Origin of the sequence: Streptomyces sp. NBC_01549 (assembly GCF_026339955.1) — a bacterium.
In the GTDB taxonomy this organism is placed as follows: domain Bacteria; phylum Actinomycetota; class Actinomycetes; order Streptomycetales; family Streptomycetaceae; genus Streptomyces.
This window is the reverse complement of the sequence record NZ_JAPEPW010000001.1, coordinates 1,896,287-1,922,242: the sequence shown is the minus strand read 5'-3', so window position 1 is coordinate 1,922,242 and position 25,956 is coordinate 1,896,287. Positions and strand designations below refer to the sequence as shown.

Genomic DNA, 25,956 nt, shown 5'->3' with positions numbered 1-25,956 from the left:
CCGCCACGGCGAGACCGTGTGGTCCCTCGTGGCGGCCCCGGCTCCCCGGATCACGGCGCCGGGGTCGAGCCGTACGCCGTCAGGAAGCGGTCGCGGAACGCGTTCATCTTCCAGACCGGGGTGTCCTGCTTCGGCTGCAGGCCGTCCGCCCAGTTCCAGTCGGCGATCTTGTCCAGGACCTTCGGGTCCTTGGCGACGATCGAGACCGGCACATCACGGCTGGCGTGGTTGCCGCTGACCCGGGCGATGGGCTGGTGGTCGCCGAGGAAGATCAGCACGGTGTTCTTGTTGCCGTACTTCACCAGGTAGTTGATGAGGCTCGACACCGAGTACTGGATGGACTTGCCGTACTCCTGCTTCGACTTGGTGGAGTCGGTGATGATGTCCGCGGGCTTCTTGCCGGCCTTCTCGATCGAGTCGTAGATCGAGCCGTCGCCGACCTGGTCCTGCGGGACCAGCTTGGGGATCGGCGCCCAGGGCTGGTGGCTGGAGGTCAGGATGATCGTCGACATCAGCGGCTTGTCGTGCTTCTTGCTGTGCACCAGGCGCTCGAACGCGGTCAGGGCGTACTGGTCAGGCATGGTCGACCAGCTGAACTTCGGGCCCTTGTAGCCGAGTTTGTGGGAGTCGTAGAGCTTGTCGATGCCGTAGAAGTTCTGCTCCGGCCAGGCCTTCTGGATGCCCGGCATGACACCGACCGTGTCCCAGGCGCCCGTCTTCTTGAAGGCGCCGGGGAGGGTCAGGCGCTCGCCCGCGGTGACGGTGCGGTAGCGCTGCTGGTTGCTGATCCACAGGCCCGACATGAAGGTGGAGTGGCCGAGCCAGCTGCTTCCGCCGTACGTCGCCGAGGTCAGCCAGCCGCTCTTGGCCGCGAACCCGGCCTGCGTCAGCTTCTCGTTCTCGGCCGTGAGCGTCGCGTCGACGCCCGGCGCCATGACCGGGTCCTCGATCGCGCTGCGGCCGTAGCTCTCGATGAAGGTGATCATCATGTCCTTGCCGCGCAGCCCGGTGAGCAGCTGGTCGGGCGGCGTGTTGGCGAAGTCGTCCTTCTTCGCGATCTTGGCGAACTCGGCTTCGTCCCGAAGCGTCCGCCGCACCTGCTCCGCCTTGAACTGGAGGGCCTGCATGGTGTGCTCCGAAGCGATGGGTATTCCCGCGGCGTACTGCACGCCCAGCGCCGCGCAGGTGACCCAGGCGATGGCCAGCACCAGCGTCGTGCGGGTCGCCATCTCGGTGTTCCGGGCCGCCAGGTTGCCCAGTCGGATCACCGACATCGTCGTGAGGGCGAGTACGGCGATCACGAGCGTCACGGCCAGGCCCGCGATGCCGAGCGCGCCCCCCTTGCCGAACGTGTCCTGGAGGTATCCCTGCGCATCACTGAAGAGCGACCAGTCGAGGACGACGTTGAAGCCTCGCCCGAGGTATTCGTTGAAACCGATGTCGAGGAAGTTCACGACGGTCAGGGCGCCCAGGCCGAGCCCGGCGAACACCGCCACGGCGATCCGCGGCTTGCGGGGCAGGACGATCAGCAGGGCGGCGCCGAAGATCGCCTCCACCGGGAGACGCACGAAAGCGGCCAGCCGGAACTTGTCCGCCTGGGTCGGCATGAGGAGCGCGGCGACCACGACGGCGAGGGCCACGGCGGTGGTGGTCCACGCGAGAACGCGGGCCGCGACCGGGTACTTCTCCCGCCACCCACCCAGGACGCGCCGCCACCGGCGGCGGGGAGCGGCGGCGTCGCCGTCGCCGTCGCCGTCGCCGTCGCCGTCGCCGTCGCCGTCGGCGTCGGTTTCGGGCGCGGCGGTGCCGGTGTCGGACACGGCGGCGGCCTGCTCCGGAACCTCGGCGTCCGGGGCTTCCGGGGCTTCGGCGTCCGAGGCTTCCGGAGCTTCCGCGTCCGAGGCTTCCGCGTCAGGTTCTTCCGTCTGAGGTGTCTCGGTCTCAGCTGTCCCGGTCTCAGGTGTCTCCGCCTCGGGACTTTCCGTCTCCGGGGCCTTCGCTTCCAGGGCCTTGGTTTCCGGGGCCTTCGGCTCGGGGGCTGCCTCGGCCTCTGGAGCCTCCGCCTCCGCCTCTGGAGCGCTCACCTCGGAGAACTCCGCCTGGACGGTGTCCGTCGGGGCGGGGGCGTCCAGGGGCGTGGCCTCCTGCGAGGGCATGTCCTCGGGTGCCTCGTCCGTTTTCGGCAGCTGTCGAGAGCTCGTGTTGAACGACAACCCGGCGGTCCTTCCGTGCGAAGCCCGGTGGTGGCGCGGCGGACCAGGCTGAGGTCGGGGCCGCCTTCATCTGTTGGGTACGAGGTCGTACCGGCAGGTGTTCAATCATCCGGGTTTGCTTATGTTCAAGCGAGTCACCGAGCTTGTTCAAGCACCTCACTGCGCTTGTTAAAGCAGCTCACCGCGTCGGAAGCGTCACCGTGACATCGAGCCCCGCTCCCGGCGCCGTCCGTACCGTCACTTCACCCCCGTGTGCGGCCACCACTCCCTGCACGATCGCCATCCCCAGCCCGCTGCCCGCGCCACCGCCCGCCCGGAAGAACCGGTCGAAGATGCGCGCCGCGTCCTCCTCCGCCAGCCCGGGCCCCTGGTCCGCGACACACAGCCGTACGATCCCATCCTCCCGTTCGAGACCGAGCCGCACCGGCACGTCGGCGGGCGTGTGGGTGCGTACGTTGGCCACGAGGTTGCCCAGCACCTGCCGCAGCCCCGACTCGTCGGCGTGCACCAGCAGCGTCCCGTCGGCGCCCACGGTCACCGGACGCCCGGGCTGCTGGGCCCGCAGGTCCTCGGCCGCGTCCCGTACGAGACGGCTCAGGTCGACGTTCTTGAAACGCAGCTCGGGGCTCTGGTCGAGGCGGGCCAGGATGAGCAGTTCGTCCACGAGGCGTCCCATGCGGTCGGCCTCGGCGTTCACCCGGTCCCAGGCCCGCCGGCGTTCACCCGGCTCGCGCAGCATGCCCTTCTCGTACAGCTGGAGGTAGCCGCGGATCGCCGACAGCGGGGTGCGCAGCTCGTGCGAGGCGTCCGCGACGAACCGGCGCAGCTGCGCCGCGCTGCGCTCGCGGGTCCGGTACGCCGATTCCACCTGGTGGAGCATGGAGTTGAGGGCGAGCCGCAGTTGTTCGACCTCCTGGGTCGGATGGTGGCTGGAGGGCACGCGTCGGGTGAGGTCTCCCTCGGCGATGGCGGACGAGGTCTCCACCATGTCCTCCAGCGGCCGCATCCGGCGGCTCACGCTGATCATGGTCAGCACGGCGAGCAGCGCCAACAGCAGGGTTCCGACGCCCAGATCGAGCTTGAGGGCCTTGGCGATGCCCTTGTGCAGGGCGTCGGTGGAGGCGGCGAGCAGCACGTACGTGCCGTCGGCGAGCCGGGCCCCGGTGACCCGGTAGGAGGCGCCGTGCACGGTGGTGTCGTGCAGGGCGGGGTCGTGCGCGAGGGCGCTCGGGTCGTCCACCGCGGCGACCAGCGCGCGCTGGATCTCGGTGGGCTTGAAACCGCCGACACTGAGGGGGGTCCCGTGGCCGTCCACCGCCGCGAAGATCGAGTCGGGCTTGTCGGACCGGTCCGCGCCGGGGGCCATCCGGTCGCGCACGAAGGCGAGTGCGGTGAGCGAGTCGACCTGGTGGAGGGTGAGCCGCGAACCGGTCAGCGACTCCCGCGTCTTGGACAGTTCCGTGTCGACCTGGTCGAGCAGATAGTGCCGCATGCCCATCAGGCTGACGGCGGTCGCCACGATGATGCCCAGCGCCAGCAACCCCACGTTCGCGAGCGTCAGTTTGCCGCGCAACGAGTGGATCCCGTGGTGACGCCGGGCCCGCCGCACACTCACATACGCGGGAATCCCCGCACAGACGGCGTACTCGACCCGGAGTACGGGTTCCGGGAGGGCGGGATTCTCCGCACGCACCGCGACCTCGCCCCGGTCCGGGGGTGCCGGGGTGGTCATGCGAGGCCGTATCCGACGCCCCGGCGGGTCTGGATCACCGGTGGGCCGAGGGGTTCGAGCTTGCGGCGCAGATAGCTGATGTACGTCTCGACGACGGTCGACTCGGCGGAGTGCTCGTACTGCCAGACATGCCGCAGGAGTTGCTCCTTGGGCACGATCCGGCCGCCGTTGCGGACGAGGAAGCGCAGCAGGGCGTACTCGGTGGGGGTGAGCTCCACCGTGCGGTCCCCGCGGTGTACGGAGTACGTCGTCTCGTCCAGTTCGAGTTCGCCGTAGCGAAGGGGCGGGCGCTGCGGAAGGACGTCGTCGGGGCGGGTGCGCCGCAGGACGGCCGTGATCCGGGCGACGACCTCGTCGATGTTGAACGGCTTGGTGATGTAGTCGTCGCCGAAGCCGAGCGCGCCGACGATCTCGGCGGGCGCGTCCCGCGCGGTGAGGAAGACGATCGCCAGATCGGGTCGGCGCAGGCGCAGTTCACGGCCCAGCGCCCGCCCGTCCCCGTCCGGCAGCATCACGTCGAGCAGCGCCGCGTCGGGGCGGGTGCGTTCGGCGAGCGTGAGTGCCTGGCGGACGGTGCCCGCGGTCATCACCTCGAAGCGGTGGTAGCGCAGGGCTATGGCGAGGACGTCCGCGATGCTCGGCTCGTCCTCGACGACGAGAACGGTGGCACCCTCGTGAGCGGTCATGCCCCCAGTATCCGCACGCGGGTCGCGTCAGGGGGAGGCTCGCCCTTTGGAGTTCCTTGAGAGTCATGGGCGGTCTGTGTCGTCGCTCGAGCGCGCCGGTCGATGGTTGGTCCAGGACCTGGGGGACCAACCGACAACCGACAACCGAACGGCCGGATGACCGGTCGACTAAGGAGCGTTGAGCGTGGCGACATTGGCACGGTGGTGCTATCGGCACCGGCTGGTGGTCCTGTTGCTGTGGGTGGGGGCGCTGCTCGGGCTCGGGGCCGCTGCCTCGACCGCGGGCACGGATTACGCGAACGTTTTCTCCCTTCCGAACACGGACTCCAAGCGCGCGTACGACCAGATGGAGAAGGCCTTCCCGGAGCGCGCGGGCGACACCGACACGGTGGTGTGGAAGGTCGATACGGGTACGGTCCGGGATCAGTCCGTACAGTCCCGGATCCAGCCCGCGCTGGAGAAGATCGGCAAGATGGCGGGGGTCGGCGGCGTCACCAGCCCGTACGCGGGCGACCGGGGCGCGGCGCAGATCAGCGCCAACGGCAAGATCGCCTATGCCCAGATCACCTTCGCCGAGCAGGCGAACGCGGTGCCCAAGCAGCTGGTGCAGGACGTGGTCGACACCGCTCAGGGCGCCGAACGCGGCGGACTGCACGTCGAGTTGGGCGGCCAGGCGATCCAGCGGGTCCAGGAACCGCCCACCGGACTCGCCGAGATGATCGGCATCCTGGCCGCGGCGGTCGTCCTCTTCCTCGCCTTCGGCTCGCTCTTCGCGATGCTCCTCCCGATCGGCATCGCGATCTTCGGGGTGGGCACGGGCCTGTTCTCCACCCAACTGCTCAGCCATGTCACGTCCGTACCCGACCTGGCCCCGCTGCTCGCCACACTGATCGGCCTCGGCGTCGGCATCGACTACGCGCTGTTCATCGTCACCCGGCACCGGCGCGGCATCCTGCGCGGCATGGACCCGGAGGAGTCGGCGGTCACCGCCCTCAACACCTCCGGCCGCGCGGTGCTGTTCGCGGGCGGCACGGTGTGCATCGCGCTCGCCGGCATGCTCGTGACCAACCTGCGCTTCCTGGACGGCGTGGTCATCGGCACCTCCCTCACCGTGGTGTTCAGCGTGCTCGCGGCGGTCACGCTGCTGCCCGCGCTACTTGGCTTCCTCGGCCCCCGGGTGCTCAGCCGCCGCCAGCGGCGCAAGCTGGCCGCCGACGGTCCCGAGCCGGAGCGGGCCAGTGGCTTCGCGGCACGCTGGTCGGCGAGTGTCCAGAAGCGCCCGCGCTCGATCGCCGCGATGGCCCTCGTCGTCATGGCGATCCTCGCGATCCCGGTGCTGTCGCTGCGGCTCGGCGCGACCGACCAGGGCAACGACGACGCGTCGACGACGACCCGGAAGGCGTACGACCTCCTCGCGGAGGGCTTCGGCCCCGGCTTCAACGGCCCGCTCCAGGTGGTCTCCACCAGCGGCGACACGAACAAGCTGGTGCAGGGCATCCGCTCGACCGCGGGCGTTGCCCAGGTCGCGGCGCTGCCGCCCGCCCAGGGCGTCACGGTGATCCAGGTCGTACCGACCACCTCACCGCAGTCCGAGAAGACGGACGAGCTGATCGACACCCTGCGGGACAAGGTGATCCCGGACGCGGGGGCTCAGGCGCACGTCGGTGGCGTGACGGCGATCTCCAAGGACTTCTCGACCGTCACGGGTGACCGCCTGCCGCTCTTCATCGCCACCATCATCGGCCTGGGCTTCCTGCTTCTGATGATCGCCTTCCGCTCCCTGGTGGTGCCCCTCACCGCCGCCCTGATGAACCTGATCGCGGCCGCCGCGTCCTTCGGCGTCCTCGTCGCGATCTTCCAGTGGGGCTGGGGGCTGAGCCTGCTGGGCCTCGGCAAGGAGGGCCCGATCAACGCCTTCCTGCCTGTCATCATGCTCTCCCTCCTCTTCGGCCTCTCGATGGACTACCAGGTGTTCCTGGTGAGCCGGATGCACGAGGAGTGGGTGCACACCAAGGACAACGCGCGCGCGGTCCGGGTCGGCCTCGCCGAGACCAGCCGTGTCATCAACTCCGCCGCCCTGATCATGGTCTGCGTCTTCCTCGCCTTCGTCCTCAGCGGTGACTCGGGGGCGGCGATGGCGGGCGTGGGCCTCGCGGCGGCGGTCGCGCTCGACGCGTTCATTCTCCGTACGGCGCTGGTGCCGGCCGCGATGCATCTGCTGGGCAAGTCCAACTGGTGGCTGCCGGCGGGTCTGGAGAAGCGGTTGCCGCACCTGGCGGTGGAGCCGGCGGAGGAGGCGGAGTCGCTGCCGCGGGCTTCGGCGGGAGGACCGACGGTCGTGCACGGCTTCGTCCGTGACGCGGAGGGCGCGCCGGTCGACGGGGCGGTCCTCACCCTGCTCAGCAAGGGCGGACGTCAACTGGACCGGGTGACCTCACTGGCGGACGGCTCGTACATCGTCTCGGTGCCGACTCCGGGCACCTACCTGCTGTCGGCGACGGCCTCGTCGTACGGCGCCCGCGCCCGGCATGTCGTCGTGACCGACGAACCGATGGTGTGCGACCTGGAGTTGACGGAGGGGGAGGTGGACGCCGTCAATTAGCCGTGGGGTGCCCGGCTTCGAGGATCCTTTTCACATCGAGGGTGACCTTGCCGCCGACGGACTCGGGGAGCGTGACGAGTTCGTCGGCGGTGTGGATGCCATGCACCTTGTAGCGGTCCGCGACCGGATCAGTGAGAACGTGGAGGCGCTGGTGCTGGCGGTCGACGATGACGTAGACGGGGATGCGGGCCCTGGCGTAGGAGGCGACCTTGTCCCGCAGATCCGTTTTCCAGTTGGTGGAGGTGACTTCCATGACGAGGCGGAAGCAGGTCGGGTCGTAGCAGCTGTTCTCCACCAGGTGATGGCGGTAGTCGTCGTCGACCACCGACAGGTCGGGGATCACGTAGTCCTCTGGACCGCTGGGCAGCCAGAGGCCGATTCCCGGCAGAGCTCGCACCAGGCCCAGTTGCATGAACGGGGCAGCGAAGAGCATCAGGGCCTCGGAGTGAGGGCCGTCCGGTGCTGGGCTCACGAGGATCTGGCCTCCGATGATCTCGACGCGGCGGCCCGGAAGACTCTCCATGATGAGGTTCGCCTCGGCGATCAGCGGCCGGTCCTCGTGCGGTCGCTCGACAGCTGCTGCGGACATCACGTGCCTCCCATGGGCTGGTGTCGAGAACATCATCGTAGGCCGGACGTCTCCCCCGTGTCCTGTACTGGCGGCGTCACCCGATCGTGGAGCCCCGCCCCGGATCCGGCAGCATCTTCGTCATCCCCGGCAGGAAGTCCGTGAACAGCTCGTGCACCTCGTGGACCAGTGGCCGCAGGACCCGGAAGCGGGCCAGTGAGACGCCCCGGGTGGTGAGGCGGGCGCCGCGCTCGGCGAGCCGGTAGCTGCGTTCGCGCCCCTCTGTGCGGTCGAAGACCCAGTACAGGACGAGCCCCATCTGCGACAGCCACATCAGCTCGGGCAGGACGTCCCTGAGTTCCTCCGGGACCTTCGCCTTCGACCCGGCGAGCACCTCACGGTGTATGGCGATGGCCTCCTCGCGCGGCCCCGTCGACTCGGGGGAGAAGGGGCTGAGCGGGCTCTCCGGATCGGCGGCGTTCTTGAAGAACTGCGCCGCGAACTCGTGGTACGGCTCCGCCACGTCCAGCCACGCCTTCAACACGCCCGCGATCCGCGCCTCCAGATCCTTCTCGCGTTCCAGGACCGGCCGGATCGCCACCTGGTGCTCGGCGCCGATCCGGTCGTAGAAGCCCTGGATGAGGTGCTCCTTGCCGGCGAAGTAGTAGTACGCGTTGCCGACGGAGACCCCGGCCTCCTGGGCGATGGCCCGCATGGTCGTCTTGTCGTACCCCCGCTCCTGGAACAGCCGCAGCGCGGTCTCCAGGATCAGGGCGCGGGTCTGCTCGCTCTTGGCAGGGTTCTTTTCCTGGGCCTTTCCGGGCGCGCTCGTGTCGTCCGGGCCGGGGCTGTCTGTCGGTGCTGGCACGAAAACAGAGCCTAACGAGTCGAACAGGAGTCGCTGTCACAGCCGGGAGGCTCGTACGTCCACCCGACGCTCGGCTCGTACGCCCACCCGTCACCCGACCACCGCCCCTCAACGAGGCGCTGCGCGCCGCCCCTCCGGACGTCCCCCCGCCGGTACGCGCCCCCGCCCCACCCCTGCTGGGTGTGCGCGGAGCGCCACTTCGCGGCGGCGAGCATCGCGCCCTTGGCGAGCAGGGCCCCGGCCGGGGTGCTCAGCCGGTGGGCGAGCGGCCGGTGCTCGCGCAGCGCCCACAGGCAGACGACCCAGGCGGCGGCCCCGCGATAGACCTGGCCGCCGTCCCCGACGACGGTGATCTCGTCGAGGGTGGTGCGGTGGTCGAGGGCGGGGAAGAGCGACCTGGCGTGCTCGGAACCGGCGGGCACGAGCCGCAGCGGCACCAGCTGGGGCTGCTTGCCCAGCCAGTCGCGCAGGAAGGTGCACAGCGAGCACCGCGCGTCGTAGAGGACGGTGAGCCCGAGGACCGGGACGCGCGCGGCGTCCCGGTCAGGGCCGGCCTCGAGGCCGGTCATGGTGCTCACGCCCCGGCCGCCGGCGCGACCCAGTCCGTCGGCGCGACGGGCGGCAGCTGCTCCCGCTCCATGACGCCCCGCCGCCGGATCTTGTTGAGCACGTACACGTTGCCGAGGTGCATGACCCCGAGGACGAGCAGGACGACGCCGAGCTTGGTCGACAGGGCCTCGAAGACCCCGCGGGCGTTGGCGATGTCGTCGTCGCCGTTCAGATAGAGCGCGACGAAGCCCAGGTTGACGAGGTAGAAGCCCACCACCAGCAGGTGGTTGACGGCGTCGGCGAGCTTCTCGTTCCCGTGCAGCACGTCGGCGAGGAAGATCCGCCCGTTGTGGCTGAGTGTGCGTGCCACCCAGATGGTCAGCGCGATGCTGACCAGCAGATAGATGACGTACGCGACGACCGTGAGGTCCATGTCCCCACCCCTTCTTGAACGCGTTCAAAACGCTGTCGAGAAGGAATCTAGACCTGCTTTTGAACATGTTCAAGTCAGGGTGGGGTGAAGGGCGGAGTGAGAGGGGTCACGCCTGGGGGCGGCCCAACTCGGGCCGCTTGCCGTAGTCCGTGAAGCCGATGACGTTGCCCCAGGGATCGGCGACCTCGACGGTCCAGCCGGTGGCGACCTGGAAGGCGGGGGCGAGCGGCTGGATGCCCGCCGAGGCCAGCGCGTCGGCCGTGGCCCGCGCGTCCCGGACCTCCAGCCACACCCGCGCCGAGGCCCACGCCGGCGGTCGCGGACCGAGTTCCTCCTCGAGCTGCAGCAGCAGCCCGGGTGTCTCCTTGCCCACCTTGAGCAGTGCGATCCCGGCCTCGTCCAGCCGGAAGGCCACCGGAATCCCGGCCCGCCCGTAGAACTCCACCGCGGCGCCGAGGTTCCCGACGGGCAGCAGTACGTTGTCGAAACCGAGCAGCTCGTACGACACATCATCTGACATGCCATCAGATTAGGTACGGACCGCCCCGGGAGCCCGGTGGCTGACCGCGCGGGTCCCCCAGGTGGTGCAAGGCCGAGCGCGCCGCGTGACAGCCGCACATGCCGTGCACGCCGGGGCCCTTCAGGTACGCAGCGTGCGTCCTCGGTGCGGCGTTCCGGTGATGCCGGTGAAGCGGAGGTCGAGGCCGAGTCCGTCGCGCTCGGCGTGCAGGTGCAGGTGGGGCTCGGTGGTGTTGCCCGAGTTGCCGACCTCGCCGAGGAGTTGGCCAGCGCACACCCGGTCACCGGCGGCCACGGTCACGGTGCCCGGCCGCAGATGCGCGAGTTTGACGAGTTCACTGCCGGTGTCGATGAACACGTGGTTGCCGTAGGGGGGTTCGTAGCGGATGGTGCCGGGGACCTGGTCCGCGTAGTCGTCGGCGGCGGAGACCACGTCCCCGTCGCACGGGGCGTACAGCTTCGCGCCGTAGATCCGGTAGGCGTCCGGCGAGGCACCGGAGCGCAGCCGGGCGCCGCGCGCGCCGACGCCGATGACGTCGATCGCCCCGCGCTGTTCGGGGTGGGGCGCGTGGTGGTTCAGGCCGGGGCCGCCGCCCTGGGCGATGAGCCAGGTGCCGTCGCGCAGCGGGAAGCACAGGGGCGCCGACAGCTCGGCCCCCCAGCGGTGGCGTCGCGCCCACCCCAGGTAGCCGGCGACGCCGCCCAGCAGGACGAGACCGGTCACGAGCTCCGTAGCGAGGTGACCAGCGGGCAGCGAGGGCAGCCGCCAGGCGGAGACGAGCGCCACGGGCCCGCCCGCTTCCATGGCCCGGCGCAGCCGCCAGGGCAGCCGGGCGGGCGTGAGGAGCCCCTCCGTGAGGAGGTACGCGGCGGCGACGATGAGGACGTCGCCGCACCAGCCGGCCACCGACGAGGCGGTCCAGCACGCCGCGACGCACACGGCCAACAGCACGCACCACAGGGTCCAGCCCACGGCGACGCGGGCCTCGGCCGGGACGCGCAGCCGGGGCGGCCGGTAGGGGCCGGGGGCGAGGCGGAGGTTGGTGAGCCGTCCGCCGGCGTCCGCGGCGGCGAAGGCCAGGGTCCGCCCCGCCGTTCCCTGGACCACCAGCCCGTCCGGGCTGTCCGTGACCGAGCGCAGGTCTCCCACGTGGGCGAGGGTCGCCCCGACCACTTCGTGCAGCCGCCGGTCGCCCACGGCGTCGACGACGCGCGGCGCCAGCTCGCCCCACTGTCCGGGGTCGGCCAGCAGGAAGCGCTCCAGGGCGCGGGCGGCTTCGGTGCTGTCGTGCCTAGGCATCGGCCGCCCCGTCCCGAGGCGCGAGGACGGCGAACGCGGAGATCCTGGCGGGCTCGGCGCCGACGGTCCCGGCGGGGCGGAGCCGCTGGACGAGGCGCGAAGTGACGCCGACCGCACGCTTTCTGAGGAACCGGTAGTCCTCGTCCCGCAGACAGCTGCGGTCCGCGCCGATCATCAGCCCGAAGCCCATCAGTCCCGTGATGTAGTACATGCGAAGCCGTCCTGCCGTATCTTCACGGTGATCTTCCAGTAGCCCGCGGCGAAGTACAGGACCGCGGTCGGGAAGACGATCGGATACGCCACCAGGTTGTGCGCGACCGTGCGGGCCACGGTTCGCCAACGACTGTGGGCCCCGCTCCCACAAGGGGAACGGGGCCCACGGCGCCGTACGACCGGAAGGCCGGCCGGAAGGTCAGAAGCGGCGGGTGATCAGTGCGCGCTTCACTTCCTGGATCGCCTTCGTGACCTCGATACCGCGCGGGCAGGCGTCCGTGCAGTTGAACGTCGTGCGGCAACGCCACACACCGTCCTTGTCGTTGAGGATCTCGAGGCGCTGCTCGCCCGCTTCGTCACGGCTGTCGAAGATGAAGCGGTGCGCGTTCACGATGGCCGCCGGGCCGAAGTACTGGCCATCGTTCCAGAAGACCGGGCAGGACGACGTGCACGCCGCGCACAGGATGCACTTCGTGGTGTCGTCGAAGCGCTCGCGGTCCTCGGCGGACTGCAGTCGCTCGCGCGTCGGCTCGTTGGTGTCCTTCGTGATCAGGAAGGGCATCACGTCGCGGTACGCCTGGAAGAACGGGTCCATGTCGACGACCAGGTCCTTGAGGACCGTCAGGCCCTTGATGGCCTCGATCGTGATCGGCTTATCAGGGTTGATGTCCTTGATCAGCGTCTTGCAGGCGAGGCGGTTCTTGCCGTTGATCCGCATGGCGTCCGAGCCGCAGATGCCGTGCGCGCAGGAGCGACGGAAGGTGAGGGATCCGTCCTGGTCCCACTTGATCTTGTGGAGGGCGTCGAGGACGCGCTCCTTAGGGTCGATCTCCAGCTGGAAGTCTTCCCAGACCGCGTCCGCCGAGACCTCGGGGTTGAAGCGGCGGATGCGGAAGGTGGCGGTGATGTACGGCGAGTCGGCGAAGCCCGCCTCGGGCTGGCCGGCGCTGTCCGCCTTGTCGAGGGTCGGGGTAGCCATCAGTACTTACGCTCCATCGGCTGGTAGCGGGTCTGGACGACCGGCTTGTAGTCGAGACGGATGGACTCGGTGCCGTCGTCGCCGACCTCGCGGTACGCCATGGTGTGGCGCATGAAGTTGACGTCGTCTCGGTTCGGGTAGTCCTCGCGGTAGTGACCGCCGCGGGACTCCTTGCGGGCGAGCGCGGAGACGGCCATGACCTCGGCCAGGTCGAGCAGGTTGCCCAGCTCGATGGCCTCGAGCAGGTCCGTGTTGAACCGCTTGCCCTTGTCCTGGATCGAGACGTTCCGGTAGCGCTCGCGCAGCTCGGCGATCTTCTCGACCGCCGTCTTGATCGTCTGCTCCGTGCGGAACACCATCACGTTGGCGTCCATGCACTCCTGCAGCTCCAGGCGCAGCGCGGCGACCCGCTCCGTGCCCGTGGAGTTGCGCAGGTGCTCGACCTGCGAGACGACCTGGGAGGCCGGGTTCTCGGGCAGCTCGACGTAGTCGGCCTTCGCGGAGTACTCGGCGGCGGCGATGCCGGCGCGGCGCCCGAACACGTTGATGTCCAGGAGCGAGTTGGTGCCGAGGCGGTTGGCGCCGTGCACGGACACACAGGCGACCTCACCGGCGGCGTACAGGCCCGGGACGACGGTCGTGTTGTCGCTGAGCACCTCGCCCTGGACGTTCGTCGGGATGCCGCCCATGGCGTAGTGCGCGGTGGGCTGGATCGGGATCGGGTCCGTGTAGGGCTCGATGCCGAGGTAGGTGCGCGCGAACTCCGTGATGTCCGGGAGCTTGGCGTCGAGCTGCTCCGGCGGGAGGTGCGTGAGGTCGAGGTAGACGTGGTCGCCCTCGGGACCGCAGCCGCGGCCCTCACGGATCTCCGTGTAGATGGAGCGCGAGACGACGTCACGGGACGCGAGGTCCTTCATGACCGGCGCGTACTTCTCCATGAAGCGCTCGCCGTCCTTGTTGCGGAGGATGCCGCCCTCACCGCGGGCGCCCTCCGTCAGCAGGATGCCCATGCGCCAGATGCCGGTCGGGTGGAACTGGAAGAACTCCATGTCCTCCAGCGGCAGCCCACGGCGGTAGACGGCCGCCTGGCCGTCACCCGTCAGGGTGTGCGCGTTGGACGTCACCTTGAAGAACTTGCCGGTGCCGCCGGACGCGTAGATCACGGACTTCGCCTGGAAGACGTGGATCTCGCCGGTCGCCAGCTCGTAGGCGACCACACCGGCGGACCGCTTGACGCCGTCGACCTCGGTGATCAGCTGGTCGAGGACGTAGAACTCGTTGAAGAACTCCACGCCCTCCTTGACGCAGTTCTGGTACAGCGTCTGGAGGATCATGTGGCCGGTGCGGTCCGCGGCGTAGCAGGACCGGCGGACCGGGGCCTCGCCGTGGTTGCGGGAGTGACCACCGAAGCGGCGCTGGTCGATCCTGCCCTCGGGCGTCCGGTTGAAGGGAAGGCCCATCTTCTCCAGGTCGAGGACCGAGTCGATGGCCTCCTTCGCCAGGATCTCGGCGGCGTCCTGGTCGACCAGGTAGTCACCGCCCTTGACCGTGTCGAAGGTGTGCCACTCCCAGTTGTCCTCCTCCACGTTGGCCAGCGCGGCGGCCATGCCGCCCTGCGCCGCGCCCGTGTGGGAGCGGGTGGGGTAGAGCTTCGTCAGCACGGCGGTGCGGCTGCGCTTCGTCGCCTCGATGGCGGCGCGCATGCCGGCGCCGCCGGCGCCCACGATGACGGTGTCGTACTTGTGGATCTGCATGAGTCGGTTACCTCAGCCCCGTGCCTAGCGGATGTTCGGGTCGAAGGTGAAGATCACCAGCGTGCCCAGCAGGATGGTGAACACCGTGGCGGTGTAGAGCAGGCCCTTGAGCCACAGGCGGGTGTTCGCGCGCTCCGCGTAGTCGTTGATGACCGTGCGCAGCCCGTTCGCGCCGTGCAGCATCGCGAGCCACAGCATCGCGAGGTCCCAGGCCTGCCACCACGGGGACGCCCAGCGACCCGCGACGAACGCGAAGCCGACCTTGGAGACACCGCCGTCGAGGACGAGCTGGATGAGCAGGTGGCCGATGACCAGGACGACCAGGACGATGCCGGACAGGCGCATGAAGAGCCAGCCGTACATCTCGAAGTTGCCGCGGGTGGACTTCGGGGTCTTCTTGGTGCGCTTGCGCGGGGCCTCGATGAGCGGCGCCGGGTTGTCGACGCTGTACGCGGAGAACTCTCCCGCGCCCTCGACGGGGCCGATACCGGAAGCGGCGGTCTCAGTAGTGGACATCTGCGTCAGCTCCCGAAGACTTCGCGGAATGCGTGACCGAGGACCGGGTACAGGGCCCCGGCCATCAGCACGACCCAGATACCGACGACGGACCAGAGCATCTGCTTCTGGTAGCGCGGGCCCTTCGACCAGAAGTCGACGGCGATGACACGCAGGCCGTTGAGCGCGTGGAAGAGGATGGCGGCGACGAGGCCGTACTCCAGTAGCGCGACGATCGGCGTCTTGTACGTGGACACGACCTTGTCGTAGTCCTCGGGGGAGACACGGACGAGAGCGGTGTCCAGCACGTGTACGAACAGGAAGAAGAAGATGAGGACGCCGGTGACTCGATGAGCCACCCAGGACCACATTCCTTCCCGGCCGCGGTACAGCGTTCCAGCCGGCACGGAAGAACCCTCCGGGAGCGGGGATTGGGGCCTGCCGGCTTCTGTGTCGGTCGGCCCGGCCGGGTACGGTCCACCGGCCCTGGCCATCGTAGCGACGAGTTGTCGGAACGTTTACAGCGGCCCTATCTATGTGATCAAACTGGCAATCAATCAGGCACGTTCGGGCTATTCCGGGCGGGTCGGGGACCCGGTTCCCCGAGAAGGCGTGTCAGGCGGCCCCTGGCCAGGCGGCGCAGCTCCTCCGACGTGATGAGCCGTTCCTCTTCGGGATCGTGCGTCAGTCGTGACCGGATTCCGGCGAGCACCTGGTCCAGGGCCTCGTCCGGGGAGGAGTCGTCCACGCAGATGACGAACACGTGTCCGAACCGGCTTTCGTAGGCCGCGTGAGCCGCGCTCAGGGCCGTGTGGGCGGCGGAGTACGCGCCGTCCGGGAGCGGCGTGAGGGACTCGCCGGCGAGGGCCTCGGCGAGGTCGGCCGGGGTGAGGTCGTACACCGCCTCGTCGGCCGCGGCGAGGAGGGCGTCCAGGTCAGGATAGGGCCGGTGGTCGGCCAGCCGGTGGGCCCAGCGCAGGCTGTGGCAGCAGGTCAGGAGCGCGCGCACGGCGGAGTCGGCGGGCGCGGAGTTAAACGGCTCCAGGCGCGCCGGGGACGACGGCACGCTCTTCTGCTCGGGTAGGGCGACCTGGCCGGGGAGGCGTGGAAGACGGTGCGAAGGCAGCGTGGGTCCTCGGCGGTGGGATGTCGACGGGATGCCGTGACGTCCTGTGAACGTCACGTGTGGTGAGGCGGGGGAAGAAGTGAGAGTTGTGCCGCCACATTATCGACGATTGACGGGACCTGCCCGACGGATGCCCGAATTTCACCCGGACGGGAGAGTTTCGGAACCTGCGGTGGACGGGTGACGTGGAGAGGGGGACCGTGGAACATCCGGGGGTGTACGACGTGAGGTGTACGAGGCACTCGATGCGTACGTCAGGGCGTGGGCCTCGATTACCCGAGCGAAGGGCGTGGTGCGGTGAGCACGGGCAGGCGACGACGGGCGCCGGTGCGGGACGGGAAGCGGCCGGTACTCATAGCGGTCGGCGTGGCGGCGGTGACGGGTGCCGTGGTGGCGACCGTCGCGCTGTGGCCGTCCGCCGACGCGGGCACGCCGACCGGGGCGAGCGTCACCCCGGGCCGGACCGGGGCCGCACCGTCCCCCACGCCGACCCGGACGTACCCCCTCTCCCAGACCCCTCGCACCATCCCCGCCGTACGTGAGCACACCCCGGCGCGTGGCCCCGGCTGGCGTCCCGCCGCGGGAGCCCGCGTGGTCGTCGACGACGCGGGCCTCGCCGACGAGGGGAAGCTGCTCGCCGGCGAGCTGAAACTGTCGTACGCCGGACAGACGGCGCCCAAGGACGGGGATGTCGAACTCGGTCTGAACACCACGAACGCCGACCCGGAGTCGTACACACTGACCGTCAAGAACCGCCGGGTCACCATCTCCGCGCCCGGCGAGGCGGGCGTCTTCTACGGCACCCGCACCCTCAAGCAGGAGGTGCACGGCGGCGGTACGGCGCCCGAAGGCGTCGTGCGCGACCAGCCCGCCAAGCCGCGCCGCGGGTTCATGATCGACATCGCGCGCAAGCCCTACTCCGCGGCCTGGATAGAGGACCGGATCCGGGAACTGGGCGATCTGAAGTACAACGAGCTGGGTCTGCACTTCTCCGACGACCAGGGCTTCCGCATCCAGTCGGACACGCACCCGGAGATCGTGTCGAAGGACCACCTCAGCAAGACGGACGTCCGCAACATCGTCGCCCTCGCGGAGAGCCGCCATATCCACGTCGTCCCCGAGATCGACTCGCCGGGCCACCTCGGCGCCGTGATCGCCGCCCACCCCGACCTCCAGCTGCGCAGCGCCTCGGGAACCGCCCCGCGCGGCACCGTCGACATCTCCAAACCCGCCGCGGCGGCCATCGTCGACGACCTGTTGAACGAGTACGCCGGTCTCTTCCCCGGCCCGTACTGGCACCTCGGCGGCGACGAGTACCAGGCGCTGACCGTGGCCAGCCCGTCGACCTCCTTCCCGCAGCTGGCCGCCGCCGCCAAGCAGGCCTACGGCCCCAGCGCCACCGTCGCGGACCTCACCACCGGCTGGCTCAACGACCGCGCCCAGGTGATGCGCGGACACGACCGGACCCTGCGGGCCTGGAACGACGGGTTCTTCCGCGGCGGCACGGTCCAGGCGGACAAGAGCCTGGAGGTCGCGTACTGGACCGGCAAGGAGCTCGGCGCGCGCCCCCCCGTCGAGTACCTGAGCGCGGGCCGGGAGCTCATCAACTACAACGACGAGTACCTCTACTACGTCCTCGGTGAGCCGCAGACCTTCGTCTACCCGACCGGGCAGCGCATCTACGAGCAGTGGACCCCGCTCGTCCTGCGCGGCACCACCCCGGTCCCCGCGAAGTACGACGGCCAGATCCTCGGCGGGAGCTTCGCCGTCTGGTCCGACCTCGCGAACGCGCAGACCCAGGACCAGGTGGCGGCGGGGATCAGGATGCCGCTGCGCGCCACGATCCAGAAGCTGTGGGATCCGGGCCGGCCCACGCTGTCCTGGACGGACTTCAAGAGCCTGGCGAACCGGCTGGGTTGAGCCGTCCGGGTCGAACCCGAATCGACTGGACGTACGGGTGCGGTGAACCGTATGTTCCGCGTGCTCCACGTACGTGTGTGGCGGGTGTGCTCCTGGGGAGGGGGCGCGCCCGGTTTCTTGTGCAGGTGATCCGGGGGTTCCTTTGATCTGTCAGCGCTGCCGGCAATTCGCCGCGTCGATGCCCGGCGGGCTGTGTTCCGTGTGCGCCGAGGCGCCCGCACCCGCCCCCGCACCCATGCCGGTGGGCACTCTGCCCCCGCCGCACGGGAATGCCTGGCCGGCCTCGCCGGTCGGCCTCGGGCGAGCGGTCGCGGTGCTGCTCGGCGTGGTCGTCGCCGTGGATCTCTTCGCGATCTGGGCGGGCGTCAGGGTGTACGACGTCACGGGCACCATCCTGGACGGCGGGGTCGGCGAGGCGCTCCAGCGGGACGCGGTTCACGCGGACTCGGTCATGGCCGCGGTCGGCGTCGTGCAACTGGTCTCCCTGGCCGCCACGGTCGTCGTCTACCTCGTCTGGTTCTACCGGGTGCGGATCAACGCCGAGGTGTTCGACCCGTTCGGGCAGGAAATGGGGCGCGCCTGGACGGGCTGGGGCTGGTTCGTGCCGCTGGTGAACCTCTGGTTCCCGCGCCGGATCATGCTGAACACCTGGGACGCGAGCTGCCCCGCCGGCTCCCGCACCTCGCATGGGCTCGTCAACGCCTGGTGGGCGATGTGGATCATCACGCTGGTCGTCGGCCGGGCCGGGTTCGTCAGCTACCGCGAGGCCGAGACTGTCGTGGAGCTCTACGTCGCCGCGAGCGACGTGTTGTTCGCGGAAGTCACCGGCCTCGTGGCCGCCGTCCTCGCCGTCCTCGTCGTCCTGCGGCTGACCCGGATGCAGAACGAGAAGGCCCTGCGCGGCCCGGGCCCGCCCGGTGAGCCGGTCCCGGCGCCCGTCAGGGACCACGGCTGACAGCCGGCGTCGGGCCGTTGGAGGCAGGCGGCGCGCCGGTTCGGCCGATTCCCTGGCCAACTTCCTTACCCCTGTGGTGTATTCGGCGCGGCCGAACCGAAACACCACTGGGGGGAAACCGGCATGGGCTACTGGGGCTACTACGTCGTGGGCAGAAGCGAGCGGCCGCTCGCCGAGCTGGACGCGCTGGGCGGAGCGCACGGGATGGTGCTGCGGACCACGGCGCCCGACGGCTGGCAGGTGTGGGAGTACCCGAGCGGTGACGGCGACGTCGGAAGCATGAACACGCTCGCCCGGGAGACCGGATCGCCCGCGCTCTTCGGGTACGTCATGGACAGCGACTGCGTGGTCGTCGAGGCCGCCGGGCCGGGGAGCGGCGCGTGGACGACCTGTCTGGCGCGGACGGCGATGGCCGCGCACCTCGGGCAGAGCGAGGAGGGGCTCACCGTCGACGACTACTTCCTGGAGCCCTCCGACGCCGCCGCACGGGCCGTCGCCTGGGCTGCGGAGGCCGGGCACACGGTGGTCGCCGAGCCCCTGCTCGCCGTGCTGACCGCGGACGCCGATCCCTTGGCCGAAAACCTATTCTTCCGGTTCCTCGACCGGCTCGGGGTGGTGCCCCTGTGACACTCCCGCTCCGGAGCACGCAGTAAGGGAAAGTGCGTGCTCCGTAAGCGGGAGCGCGCTGTCGAGGGAGGCGTGATGAGCCTGGTGGACCTGATCGCTCAGGCCGACGAGCGTGGTCTGGCGGCGAGCGGACTGGCTTGTTTGGATCGGTGCGTGCCCCTGCTGGGCGGCGACGACGAGGTCCTGCGTCCGCTCTGGTCGAGCCTCGCGGACGGCGGCGCGGGCGGCGGTGCCTGGGCCGAACGGCTGGCCGAGGCGCGGGCGGAACTGGACTCCGCCGAGCCCGGCCCCGAGGTCGCGGCGGGTGACGAGGACCAGGCCGCCGTACTCGCCCGCCGTATGCTCGCCGCCGCTCCCGACGACCCCTGTACGTCCGCCCTGCGCCCCTGGGCCGACGCCTGTTCGGTGGCGGCCCTGCAGATCCACCGGCTCCTCGATGTCGCCGCCGACGGCGACGGTCCCCTCGTCGCGGCCGAACTGCGCCGTCAGGTCGCTGTCCTGGAACTGCTCGCGGGCCGCGGCGCGGGCGGACTGCGCCCGGCCCTGGAGGTGTCGACGGAGGGGCGGCGCGTCCTGCGCGCGGTGGTGTCGCGCCGGGCGCGCGGCCGGTCGTAAACCTGTTCCTCTGAGGGGTTCTTGTGACTGTCCTGGGGCCGGAGACGGGGGTCCTGGGCCGGTGTCGCGAAGGCGTCCGGAACGCGTGACGAATCCCGCCCGGAAGACGCTCTTCCGAGTGTGAACGCAACGAGTGCGAACCCGACCCGGGCGACCAGGCCCTCCGCCGCGAACAAGCCCGTGCGCTGGGCCGCGGACACCGTCGCGACGATGCGCGAGGGCGCCCGGCTGCGCCTGGACTACTCGGCGCAGAGCCTGTGGCGCGTCGACCGGCTGATCGAGGAGATACGCCGGGAGGGGGCGCCGTACGCCGCCGTCCACACCGTGCTGCGCGGATTCGGCGCGTACGCCGGTGAGGTCATCGTCCGGTGCGCCGGCGCGGAATGGTGGGAGACGGGTGGCGAGCACTGGCTGCGCACCCCCGACGGGCGCCTGTGGGACCCCGTCGACGAGGCCCGCCGCTGCTACGAGGGCGACGGCTCGCTGCGGCTGTTGTGCCGCGAGGCCGTGGGGTAGGGCCGGTCCGGCGGCGGCGCGCCGAAGGGCGGCGAGATTGCCCGTTCTTAAGGTACGCGGCCGTTCCCAAACGGCGGACTCCGGAGTGAACATGAGGACAACCGCCGGACTCGGGAGGCCTCGTGGCCGACAACCGCCGTTGGTGGGCGCTCGTCGTCATCGCGCTCGCCCAGTTGATGGTCGTCCTCGACATGACCATCGTGAACATCGCCCTGCCCTCCGCCCAGACCGACCTGCACATGTCGGACGGCAACCGGCAGTGGGTCATCACCGCGTACACCCTCGCCTTCGGCGGGCTGCTGCTGCTCGGCGGCCGGATCGCCGACCTGGCCGGGCGCCGACTCACCTTCATGATCGGCCTGCTGGGCTTCGCCGCCGCGTCCGCGCTGGGCGGCGCGGCCGTGAACTCCGGGATGCTGTTCGGGGCGCGCGCCCTGCAGGGCGTGTTCGCGGCGCTGCTCGCCCCCGCCGCCCTGTCACTGCTCACGACCACGTTCAGCGACCCCGGGGAACGCGGCAAGGCCTTCGGTGTGTTCGGCGCGATCGTCGGCGCGGGCGCGGCGTTCGGACTGCTCGCGGGCGGCTTCCTCACCCAGTACCTGGACTGGCGCTGGTGCCTGTACGTCAACGTCCCCATCGCCCTGGTCGCGTTCGCGGGCGCCCTGGCGGTGCTGAGCGGCGGCGGCCGCTACGAGGACGCCCGCCTCGACGTGCCGGGCGCGGTGCTCGGATCCGCCGGAATGCTCTCGCTGGTCTACGGCTTCTCCGAGGCGGAGTCGAGGAGCTGGGGCGACGGACTGGTCCTCGGACTGCTGGCCGCCGGGGTCGTGCTGCTCGCCGCGTTCGGGTTCTGGCAGACCCGCGCCCGGGTGCCGCTGCTGCCGATGTCGGTGGTCAGGGACCGGCAGCGGGTCGGGGCGTTCCTCACCATCCTCTTCGTGACCATCGGGATGTTCGGGGTCTTCCTCTTTCTCACCTACTACATGCAGCGCGTGCTCGGGTACTCGCCGATGAAGACCGGGCTCGCCTATCTCCCCATCACCGTCGGCATGATCACCGGCTCCACGCAGGTCGCGGCCCGCCTCCTGAACCGGGTCCCGCCGCGCGCCCTCATCGTCCCCGGGCTGCTGCTGGCCGCCGGCGCGATGGCGATCATCGCGCAGGTCGGGGTGGCACCCGCGTACGCCTCGCACATCCTGCCCGGCATGCTGATGCTCGGCCTCGGCATGGGCACGGCGATGATGACCTCCATCTCGCTGGCCACGGCGAGCGTCGCGCCCCAGGACGCGGGCGCGGCCTCCGCCACCTTCAACACCGCCCAGCAGGTCGGCGGTTCGATCGGTACGGCGCTGCTCAACACGATCGCCGCGAGCGTGACGACCCGGTACGCGACCGCGCACGCGGGCCCCGGCGTCGACCGTCGCGCCCTCGCCTCCCGGGCCGCCGTGCACGGCTTCAACGTGGCCACCTGGTGGGCGATGGGAGCGCTGTTGCTGGCCGCGCTGATCGCCGGGATCGTGGTGGACGCGGACCGGATGCCGAGCCCGCAGCAACGGGCGGCTCCTGTGCCGGAGCCCGTGGAAAGCGCCGGGTGACGCCCGTGAACGCGTAACGGCCGAGCCGCATTGTGCGGTGGTGCAAGGGCACGGTCACGGTCACGGTGCGCAGCGGGACTCGGTGCGTACGGCGGTCGTCTCGGTGCGCGTGGACAGGGCGACCGCGCTGAGGGCGACGGCGGCGGCGAGCGCGTCGCGAACCGCGCCCCGCCCTGCGGAACTCCTCATCAGCTGCCCCGCTGTCCCGTCGCGGAGGCGTCCGACGGCTCGGGTGAGGGCAGTTCGGCCTGGCAGGTGGCCCGCCCGAACCTTCCGAAGGCGGTGGCGGTCTGGACGTGCTTGCCGCGCACCGCGAGCTGACAGTCGGCCCGCCCACCCTTCTCGCTGAGAGTGATCGTCAGCGGCGCCCCGTGCTACCCGAGCACGGATGATCCGGACAGCCGCCTGTCCCACCCGGCCGACGAACCTGAGGCGGATCTGCTCGATTCGGCGGAGGTCGTCCTGACCGGGGCCAGGTCGCTGCTCGCCTCGCCGAAGGCCACAGGGAGAGGGGAGTTGCGCTTCGCGGGCGTACAGCTTGTCGCGGCTCTGGCAGACGCGCTGCGGATCGCGGCGAGCAGGGGCAAGCGGGCATGCCGTACACGCGGGTCGACTCCAGCCACTGGTGGGTGGAGGACCCGGAGTCGAAGTACTACAACTCGATGCACACCGCGGAGGGCGCCGATTTCCCGCTCACCGAGACCGGCGACCGGGGCAGCGAGCACCTCATCAACTACCCGACCCAGTACGCCAAGGCGCTCGTCATCAACTTCAACCGCTGGCCGGCGACGCCCGGTCGCGGCGCCGGGATCTTCCTGCACGTCAACGGGCAGGGAGCGACGGCCGGATGCGTCTCCGTGCCGCGCGCGACGATGGACCGGATCACGGGCTGGATCAAGCCGGGCGCGCATCCGCGGATCGCCATCGGTTGATCGGCGGGATGACCGCGTCACAGTCCGGCCGGTACGGCCGAGATGGTTCCTGAGCGCCCCGCGACGCGTGAAGCGCCTCATGACGCTTGAGTGAAGCGAATGGTTGTACGAAACCGAGAGCCCCGCCCCGTGGCGTTCGTCACGTGCGTCACACGTGATGTTCGGCGTCCTCGTCCCGCTGGGTCTGGTGGACCGGGACGTGACCACGCCCCGGGCGTGTGCCCCGGATGTACGGGGTCATGGGGACGAGGGGCGGGGAGTCATGGAGGAGCGGACGCCGGCCGAGGTGTGGATGCGGCGGCACGCGGCACAGTTCGTGCGGCAGGTGACAGCGCGGAACCGGCTGCCGCTGGACTACTCCGTGAACAGCCTGCGGGTCGTCGACTTCATCGTCGACGGGCTGCGGAAGGGGAAGTCCGAGCGCGCCGACGTAACGCACGTGCTGTTCGGGCTCGGCGCCTACACCGGCGAGGTGCTCGTACGGCGCGCCGGGGCGCGATGGATCGAATTCTGCGCCGACCAGCGGGAGTTGTTCGGCCAGCCCGTCGGCGTACGGATGCCGGACGGGCGCGTGTGGAACCCGCTGGGCAAGGTCGTGAAACGTTTCGAGGCGGGGGAGCGGGAGTCCGTCCGGATCCTGTATTTGCAGCTGCATGGGCGTGTGGCCCGAGAGGCGGACCGGCAGGTGGCCTTCGGAGGGCGCTCCGCTTGAGAAGGGCGTGAAGGGCGACCGCGAGCGCGTGAGGTGTGAAAGGGGCGTGCGAGGCGGTCGGCGCGCCTGATGGGCTGTGACATTTCTGTGCGGCCTGACGCTGATGGCCACGGAGGCGTTCGAGTGTAGCCAGTCGCGTCGGACAGCGTGAATCGGGATGAACTCGCACAAACGGGGACAGTGTTGGGCCAGGGAGGGGAATCCCGCCGCGTGCAGGCGTACGACGGGGAGCTCGGCGAGGCCGTCGCGCGGGCGCAGAACGGGGACGAGGCCGCCTTCGCGGTCGCGTACCGGTTCGTGCAGCCCGGACTGCTCGGGTACCTCCGAGGGATCGTCGGTGACGACGCGGAGGACGTGGCGTCCGACGCGTGGCTGGAGATCTCACGGGACCTCGGCCGGTTCCGCGGGGACGGTGCCGGGTTTCGCGGCTGGACCGCGACCATCGCCCGGCATCGGGCGCTGGACCACTTGCGGCGGCTGAAGGTACGGCCCCGTGGCACGGCGCTCGAACAGGACGTACTGGAGCTGCCCAGCACGCACAGTACGCACGACGAGGCGTTGGAGACCCTTTCGACGGAATACGCTTTCGAGCTGGTCTCGCGGCTGCCACGGGACCAGGCCGAGGCCGTGCTGCTGCGGGTCGTGGTCGGCCTCGACGGGCCTGCGGCGGCGCGGGTGCTGGGCAAGAGCCCCGGCGCGGTGCGCACCGCCGCCCACCGGGGCCTGAAGAGGCTCGCTCGGCAGCTCGGCGCCAAGAGTGTGACGGATGAGCGCCCCCGGACGCTGGGGGGAGTCGGGATGAACGGCGAGAACTCGCCGCGCGGCAGGACGCCTTCGGGCGAAGAGGGAAACGGAACCGGACATGGGTGAACGACACGGCGACGGCGGAACCCCCGACCGTCGGGTCGCGCACCCGTCGAGTTCCCCGAGCGAAGAGCCCGCCGTGAAGGTTCCGCGCGCGGCGGCTCCCCGGACGCCCGCTTCGGAAGTACCTTCCCTGGAAGTGCTGCTCGCCGCCGCCGTGCGCGGCCGTCCGGACGACGCCGAGGCGGAGGCGCAGGCCGTCGCCGCATTCCGTGTCGCACGGGACAACGGCGCGCACGCCGCGCGTACCCGGCGGCGGGACGACTGGCGACCGCGCGAGCAGCGGCGCGTGAGACGTTCGCTGAAGGCCACGTTCGCCGTGTTGCTGGCGAGCGTGACCCTGGGCGGTGTCGCCGTCGCGGCCATCGGTTCGTCGTCGTCGGACAACGACAACGAGGACCGGGGCGGGGCCGGGAACCGGCCGACGAGCAGCGCCCCGGACCGGTCCGCCTCCCGGTCCGCGCAGCCGGACGCCCCCGGGGTTCCCGACTCGTCCGCTCCCGGCACCTCCGCGCAGGCCGATCCCTCCGGCCACCCGACGCAGGCACAGGACACCGAGGCCCACTGCCGTGCGTACGCGTCGGTCAAGGGCCGGGGCAACGCCCTGAACTCGGCGGCCTGGCAGCGGCTCGTCACGGCCGCGGGCGGCGAGGACAAGGTCGCGGCGTACTGCGCAGAGCAGTTGAGTGACGACACCGGGTCCGCGAAGGCGAAGAAGTCGGACGGCACGCCGAGCCCGGCCGCGACAGCCGCGGCGACGCCGAAGCCGACCAAGTCCAAGGGCAAGCAGTAGCCAAGGCCGGGACGTGCAGTGGACACAGCGGGGAAGCCGGGAAACGGTGGGCCCGAGTGTCCGTCGGTGTGTCCGACGCACGCCCTTCCGTCCTCGCCGATGGCAACGGCCGGGGCCGCCACCCCCCACAGGAGAGGCCCCGACCGTCGCGCGGCACGGGCCGCGCGGCGACCCGTACTCTCTACAGCGCCGCGGCTGCGTTTTCTGTCACACCTCGCTGTGTCACGAGTTAGTTGCATGCTGTACCAACATGGACGGGGAGTGGTTTCAGGCCGTAACGTGCCATTCGCGCCGGGGCGCGGAGGTACGGACCACCGCACCCATGAGGGGCCTTAGACCGCAACCACCAATTGAGGAACCACAACGGCGAGCAACCCGGTCCGCGAGAGC

The 25,956-nt window shown here is 70.4% G+C and carries 28 protein-coding genes and 1 pseudogene; 11 read left to right on the top strand and 18 right to left on the bottom strand.

All coding sequences use genetic code 11. The features are described 5' to 3' along the window. Nucleotides 1-50 precede the first annotated feature (50 nt). The 3 genes from OG819_RS08280 to OG819_RS08270 form a co-directional block, all read right to left on the bottom strand. Nucleotides 51-2,213: a sulfatase-like hydrolase/transferase gene (locus OG819_RS08280; protein ID WP_266648706.1), complete on the bottom strand. Its 2,163-nt coding sequence runs from the start codon at nucleotides 2,211-2,213 to the stop codon at nucleotides 51-53. 178 nt (nucleotides 2,214-2,391) lie between these two features. Next, a complete protein-coding gene (locus tag OG819_RS08275; protein WP_266591368.1) occupies nucleotides 2,392-3,828 on the bottom strand; it encodes a HAMP domain-containing sensor histidine kinase in 1,437 nt (478 codons plus the stop codon). 113 nt (nucleotides 3,829-3,941) lie between these two features. Then, complete coding sequence (locus OG819_RS08270; RefSeq protein ID WP_054233711.1) at nucleotides 3,942-4,631, bottom strand: response regulator transcription factor; 690 nt, start codon at nucleotides 4,629-4,631, stop codon at nucleotides 3,942-3,944. A 193-nt stretch (nucleotides 4,632-4,824) separates the two neighbouring features. Here OG819_RS08270 and OG819_RS08265 point away from each other — a divergent pair, with 193 nt between their 5' ends. Further along, entirely contained in the window at nucleotides 4,825-7,233 is a 2,409-nt protein-coding gene (locus tag OG819_RS08265) for an MMPL family transporter (RefSeq protein ID WP_266652624.1), read from the top strand. Here OG819_RS08265 and OG819_RS08260 read toward each other — a convergent pair. From OG819_RS08260 to OG819_RS08200, 13 genes are all read right to left on the bottom strand, one after another. Then, a complete protein-coding gene (locus tag OG819_RS08260; RefSeq protein WP_266648704.1) occupies nucleotides 7,226-7,822 on the bottom strand; it encodes a Uma2 family endonuclease in 597 nt (198 codons plus the stop codon). The two genes, OG819_RS08265 and OG819_RS08260, sit on opposite strands and share 8 nt — an antisense overlap. A gap of 76 nt (nucleotides 7,823-7,898) precedes the next feature. Then, nucleotides 7,899-8,669 (bottom strand): TetR/AcrR family transcriptional regulator, encoded by a 771-nt coding sequence (locus OG819_RS08255; protein ID WP_266627842.1) that lies wholly within the window; start codon nucleotides 8,667-8,669, stop codon nucleotides 7,899-7,901. 11 nt (nucleotides 8,670-8,680) lie between these two features. Further along, nucleotides 8,681-9,238, bottom strand: a complete 558-nt coding sequence (locus tag OG819_RS08250) for a DCC1-like thiol-disulfide oxidoreductase family protein (protein ID WP_266648703.1) — start codon at nucleotides 9,236-9,238, stop codon at nucleotides 8,681-8,683. Between the two features lie 5 nt (nucleotides 9,239-9,243). Continuing rightward, nucleotides 9,244-9,651 carry a hypothetical protein gene (locus OG819_RS08245; protein WP_266585075.1) on the bottom strand — a complete coding sequence of 136 codons (408 nt, stop codon included), beginning with the start codon at nucleotides 9,649-9,651 and terminating at the stop codon, nucleotides 9,244-9,246. A 106-nt stretch (nucleotides 9,652-9,757) separates the two neighbouring features. Continuing rightward, nucleotides 9,758-10,171 (bottom strand): VOC family protein, encoded by a 414-nt coding sequence (locus OG819_RS08240; protein ID WP_266585077.1) that lies wholly within the window; start codon nucleotides 10,169-10,171, stop codon nucleotides 9,758-9,760. Between the two features lie 120 nt (nucleotides 10,172-10,291). Continuing rightward, nucleotides 10,292-11,470: a M23 family metallopeptidase gene (locus tag OG819_RS08235; RefSeq protein ID WP_266648701.1), complete on the bottom strand. Its 1,179-nt coding sequence runs from the start codon at nucleotides 11,468-11,470 to the stop codon at nucleotides 10,292-10,294. Continuing rightward, nucleotides 11,463-11,681: a hypothetical protein gene (locus tag OG819_RS08230; RefSeq protein ID WP_266627850.1), complete on the bottom strand. Its 219-nt coding sequence runs from the start codon at nucleotides 11,679-11,681 to the stop codon at nucleotides 11,463-11,465. Before OG819_RS08230 ends, OG819_RS08235 begins: the two co-directional genes overlap by 8 nt. Next, a complete protein-coding gene (locus OG819_RS08225) occupies nucleotides 11,660-11,800 on the bottom strand; it encodes a hypothetical protein (RefSeq protein ID WP_266627852.1) in 141 nt (46 codons plus the stop codon). The genes OG819_RS08230 and OG819_RS08225 overlap by 22 nt, the downstream gene beginning before the upstream one ends. Before the next feature lie 82 nt (nucleotides 11,801-11,882). Next, complete coding sequence (locus tag OG819_RS08220) at nucleotides 11,883-12,662, bottom strand: succinate dehydrogenase iron-sulfur subunit (RefSeq protein WP_266436794.1); 780 nt, start codon at nucleotides 12,660-12,662, stop codon at nucleotides 11,883-11,885. Beyond that, nucleotides 12,662-14,416, bottom strand: coding sequence for a succinate dehydrogenase flavoprotein subunit (gene sdhA, locus OG819_RS08215; protein ID WP_266436792.1), 1,755 nt, complete (start codon nucleotides 14,414-14,416; stop codon nucleotides 12,662-12,664). The genes OG819_RS08220 and sdhA overlap by 1 nt, the downstream gene beginning before the upstream one ends. 24 nt (nucleotides 14,417-14,440) lie before the next feature. Beyond that, nucleotides 14,441-14,932 carry a succinate dehydrogenase hydrophobic membrane anchor subunit gene (locus OG819_RS08210; protein WP_266436789.1) on the bottom strand — a complete coding sequence of 164 codons (492 nt, stop codon included), beginning with the start codon at nucleotides 14,930-14,932 and terminating at the stop codon, nucleotides 14,441-14,443. A 5-nt stretch (nucleotides 14,933-14,937) separates the two neighbouring features. Beyond that, on the bottom strand, nucleotides 14,938-15,318 hold the full coding sequence (gene sdhC, locus OG819_RS08205; protein WP_121405616.1) for a succinate dehydrogenase, cytochrome b556 subunit: 381 nt from the start codon (nucleotides 15,316-15,318) through the stop codon (nucleotides 14,938-14,940). A gap of 146 nt (nucleotides 15,319-15,464) precedes the next feature. Continuing rightward, nucleotides 15,465-15,977, bottom strand: coding sequence for a 2-oxo-4-hydroxy-4-carboxy-5-ureidoimidazoline decarboxylase (locus OG819_RS08200; protein ID WP_266648699.1), 513 nt, complete (start codon nucleotides 15,975-15,977; stop codon nucleotides 15,465-15,467). A 357-nt stretch (nucleotides 15,978-16,334) separates the two neighbouring features. Here OG819_RS08200 and OG819_RS08195 point away from each other — a divergent pair, with 357 nt between their 5' ends. From OG819_RS08195 to OG819_RS08170, 6 genes are all read left to right on the top strand, one after another. Further along, nucleotides 16,335-17,957: a glycoside hydrolase family 20 protein gene (locus OG819_RS08195; RefSeq protein WP_266648697.1), complete on the top strand. Its 1,623-nt coding sequence runs from the start codon at nucleotides 16,335-16,337 to the stop codon at nucleotides 17,955-17,957. Nucleotides 17,958-18,192: 235 nt separating this feature from the next. After that, nucleotides 18,193-18,912, top strand: a complete 720-nt coding sequence (locus tag OG819_RS08190) for a DUF4328 domain-containing protein (protein WP_266648695.1) — start codon at nucleotides 18,193-18,195, stop codon at nucleotides 18,910-18,912. Between the two features lie 123 nt (nucleotides 18,913-19,035). Then, entirely contained in the window at nucleotides 19,036-19,539 is a 504-nt protein-coding gene (locus OG819_RS08185; RefSeq protein ID WP_266648693.1) for a hypothetical protein, read from the top strand. 75 nt (nucleotides 19,540-19,614) lie between these two features. Continuing rightward, entirely contained in the window at nucleotides 19,615-20,154 is a 540-nt protein-coding gene (locus OG819_RS08180; protein WP_266648692.1) for a hypothetical protein, read from the top strand. Between the two features lie 120 nt (nucleotides 20,155-20,274). Beyond that, nucleotides 20,275-20,670 carry a hypothetical protein gene (locus OG819_RS08175; protein WP_266648690.1) on the top strand — a complete coding sequence of 132 codons (396 nt, stop codon included), beginning with the start codon at nucleotides 20,275-20,277 and terminating at the stop codon, nucleotides 20,668-20,670. A gap of 122 nt (nucleotides 20,671-20,792) precedes the next feature. Beyond that, nucleotides 20,793-22,265 (top strand): MFS transporter, encoded by a 1,473-nt coding sequence (locus OG819_RS08170; RefSeq protein ID WP_266627867.1) that lies wholly within the window; start codon nucleotides 20,793-20,795, stop codon nucleotides 22,263-22,265. 60 nt (nucleotides 22,266-22,325) lie between these two features. Here the strand turns inward: OG819_RS08170 and OG819_RS08165 are convergent, their stop codons facing one another. Beyond that, nucleotides 22,326-22,454 carry a hypothetical protein gene (locus OG819_RS08165; RefSeq protein ID WP_266648689.1) on the bottom strand — a complete coding sequence of 43 codons (129 nt, stop codon included), beginning with the start codon at nucleotides 22,452-22,454 and terminating at the stop codon, nucleotides 22,326-22,328. Then, nucleotides 22,454-22,576 (bottom strand): hypothetical protein, encoded by a 123-nt coding sequence (locus OG819_RS08160; protein WP_266648688.1) that lies wholly within the window; start codon nucleotides 22,574-22,576, stop codon nucleotides 22,454-22,456. Before OG819_RS08160 ends, OG819_RS08165 begins: the two co-directional genes overlap by 1 nt. A gap of 282 nt (nucleotides 22,577-22,858) precedes the next feature. Between OG819_RS08160 and OG819_RS08150 the strand changes: the two are divergent. From OG819_RS08150 to OG819_RS08135, 4 genes and pseudogenes are all read left to right on the top strand, one after another. Further along, nucleotides 22,859-23,197: pseudogene (locus OG819_RS08150) on the top strand (L,D-transpeptidase family protein); the annotation flags it as partial. A gap of 262 nt (nucleotides 23,198-23,459) precedes the next feature. Further along, nucleotides 23,460-23,909 carry a hypothetical protein gene (locus OG819_RS08145; protein WP_266648687.1) on the top strand — a complete coding sequence of 150 codons (450 nt, stop codon included), beginning with the start codon at nucleotides 23,460-23,462 and terminating at the stop codon, nucleotides 23,907-23,909. Between the two features lie 183 nt (nucleotides 23,910-24,092). Next, a complete protein-coding gene (locus tag OG819_RS08140) occupies nucleotides 24,093-24,779 on the top strand; it encodes an RNA polymerase sigma factor (RefSeq protein WP_266652622.1) in 687 nt (228 codons plus the stop codon). After that, nucleotides 24,772-25,566, top strand: a complete 795-nt coding sequence (locus tag OG819_RS08135; RefSeq protein WP_266648686.1) for a hypothetical protein — start codon at nucleotides 24,772-24,774, stop codon at nucleotides 25,564-25,566. Before OG819_RS08140 ends, OG819_RS08135 begins: the two co-directional genes overlap by 8 nt. Nucleotides 25,567-25,956 lie beyond the last annotated feature (390 nt).

Excerpts from the sequence above, each read along its gene's own strand:
- OG819_RS08260 (WP_266648704.1), bottom strand. The coding sequence starts at position 7,822 with ATGTCCGCAGCAGCTGTCGAGCGACCGCACGAGGACCGGCCGCTGATC.
- OG819_RS08135 (WP_266648686.1), top strand. The coding sequence starts at position 24,772 with ATGGGTGAACGACACGGCGACGGCGGAACCCCCGACCGTCGGGTCGCG.
- sdhA (WP_266436792.1), bottom strand. The coding sequence starts at position 14,416 with ATGCAGATCCACAAGTACGACACCGTCATCGTGGGCGCCGGCGGCGCC.
- OG819_RS08270 (WP_054233711.1), bottom strand. The coding sequence starts at position 4,631 with ATGACCGCTCACGAGGGTGCCACCGTTCTCGTCGTCGAGGACGAGCCG.
- OG819_RS08220 (WP_266436794.1), bottom strand. The coding sequence starts at position 12,662 with ATGGCTACCCCGACCCTCGACAAGGCGGACAGCGCCGGCCAGCCCGAG.
- OG819_RS08210 (WP_266436789.1), bottom strand. The coding sequence starts at position 14,932 with ATGTCCACTACTGAGACCGCCGCTTCCGGTATCGGCCCCGTCGAGGGC.
- OG819_RS08165 (WP_266648689.1), bottom strand. The coding sequence starts at position 22,454 with ATGAGGAGTTCCGCAGGGCGGGGCGCGGTTCGCGACGCGCTCGCCGCC.
- OG819_RS08145 (WP_266648687.1), top strand. The coding sequence starts at position 23,460 with ATGGAGGAGCGGACGCCGGCCGAGGTGTGGATGCGGCGGCACGCGGCA.
- OG819_RS08230 (WP_266627850.1), bottom strand. The coding sequence starts at position 11,681 with ATGTACTACATCACGGGACTGATGGGCTTCGGGCTGATGATCGGCGCG.
- OG819_RS08235 (WP_266648701.1), bottom strand. The coding sequence starts at position 11,470 with ATGCCTAGGCACGACAGCACCGAAGCCGCCCGCGCCCTGGAGCGCTTC.
- OG819_RS08245 (WP_266585075.1), bottom strand. The coding sequence starts at position 9,651 with ATGGACCTCACGGTCGTCGCGTACGTCATCTATCTGCTGGTCAGCATC.
- OG819_RS08250 (WP_266648703.1), bottom strand. The coding sequence starts at position 9,238 with ATGACCGGCCTCGAGGCCGGCCCTGACCGGGACGCCGCGCGCGTCCCG.
- OG819_RS08185 (WP_266648693.1), top strand. The coding sequence starts at position 19,036 with ATGGGCTACTGGGGCTACTACGTCGTGGGCAGAAGCGAGCGGCCGCTC.
- OG819_RS08240 (WP_266585077.1), bottom strand. The coding sequence starts at position 10,171 with ATGTCAGATGATGTGTCGTACGAGCTGCTCGGTTTCGACAACGTACTG.
- OG819_RS08180 (WP_266648692.1), top strand. The coding sequence starts at position 19,615 with ATGAGCCTGGTGGACCTGATCGCTCAGGCCGACGAGCGTGGTCTGGCG.
- OG819_RS08190 (WP_266648695.1), top strand. The coding sequence starts at position 18,193 with ATGCCGGTGGGCACTCTGCCCCCGCCGCACGGGAATGCCTGGCCGGCC.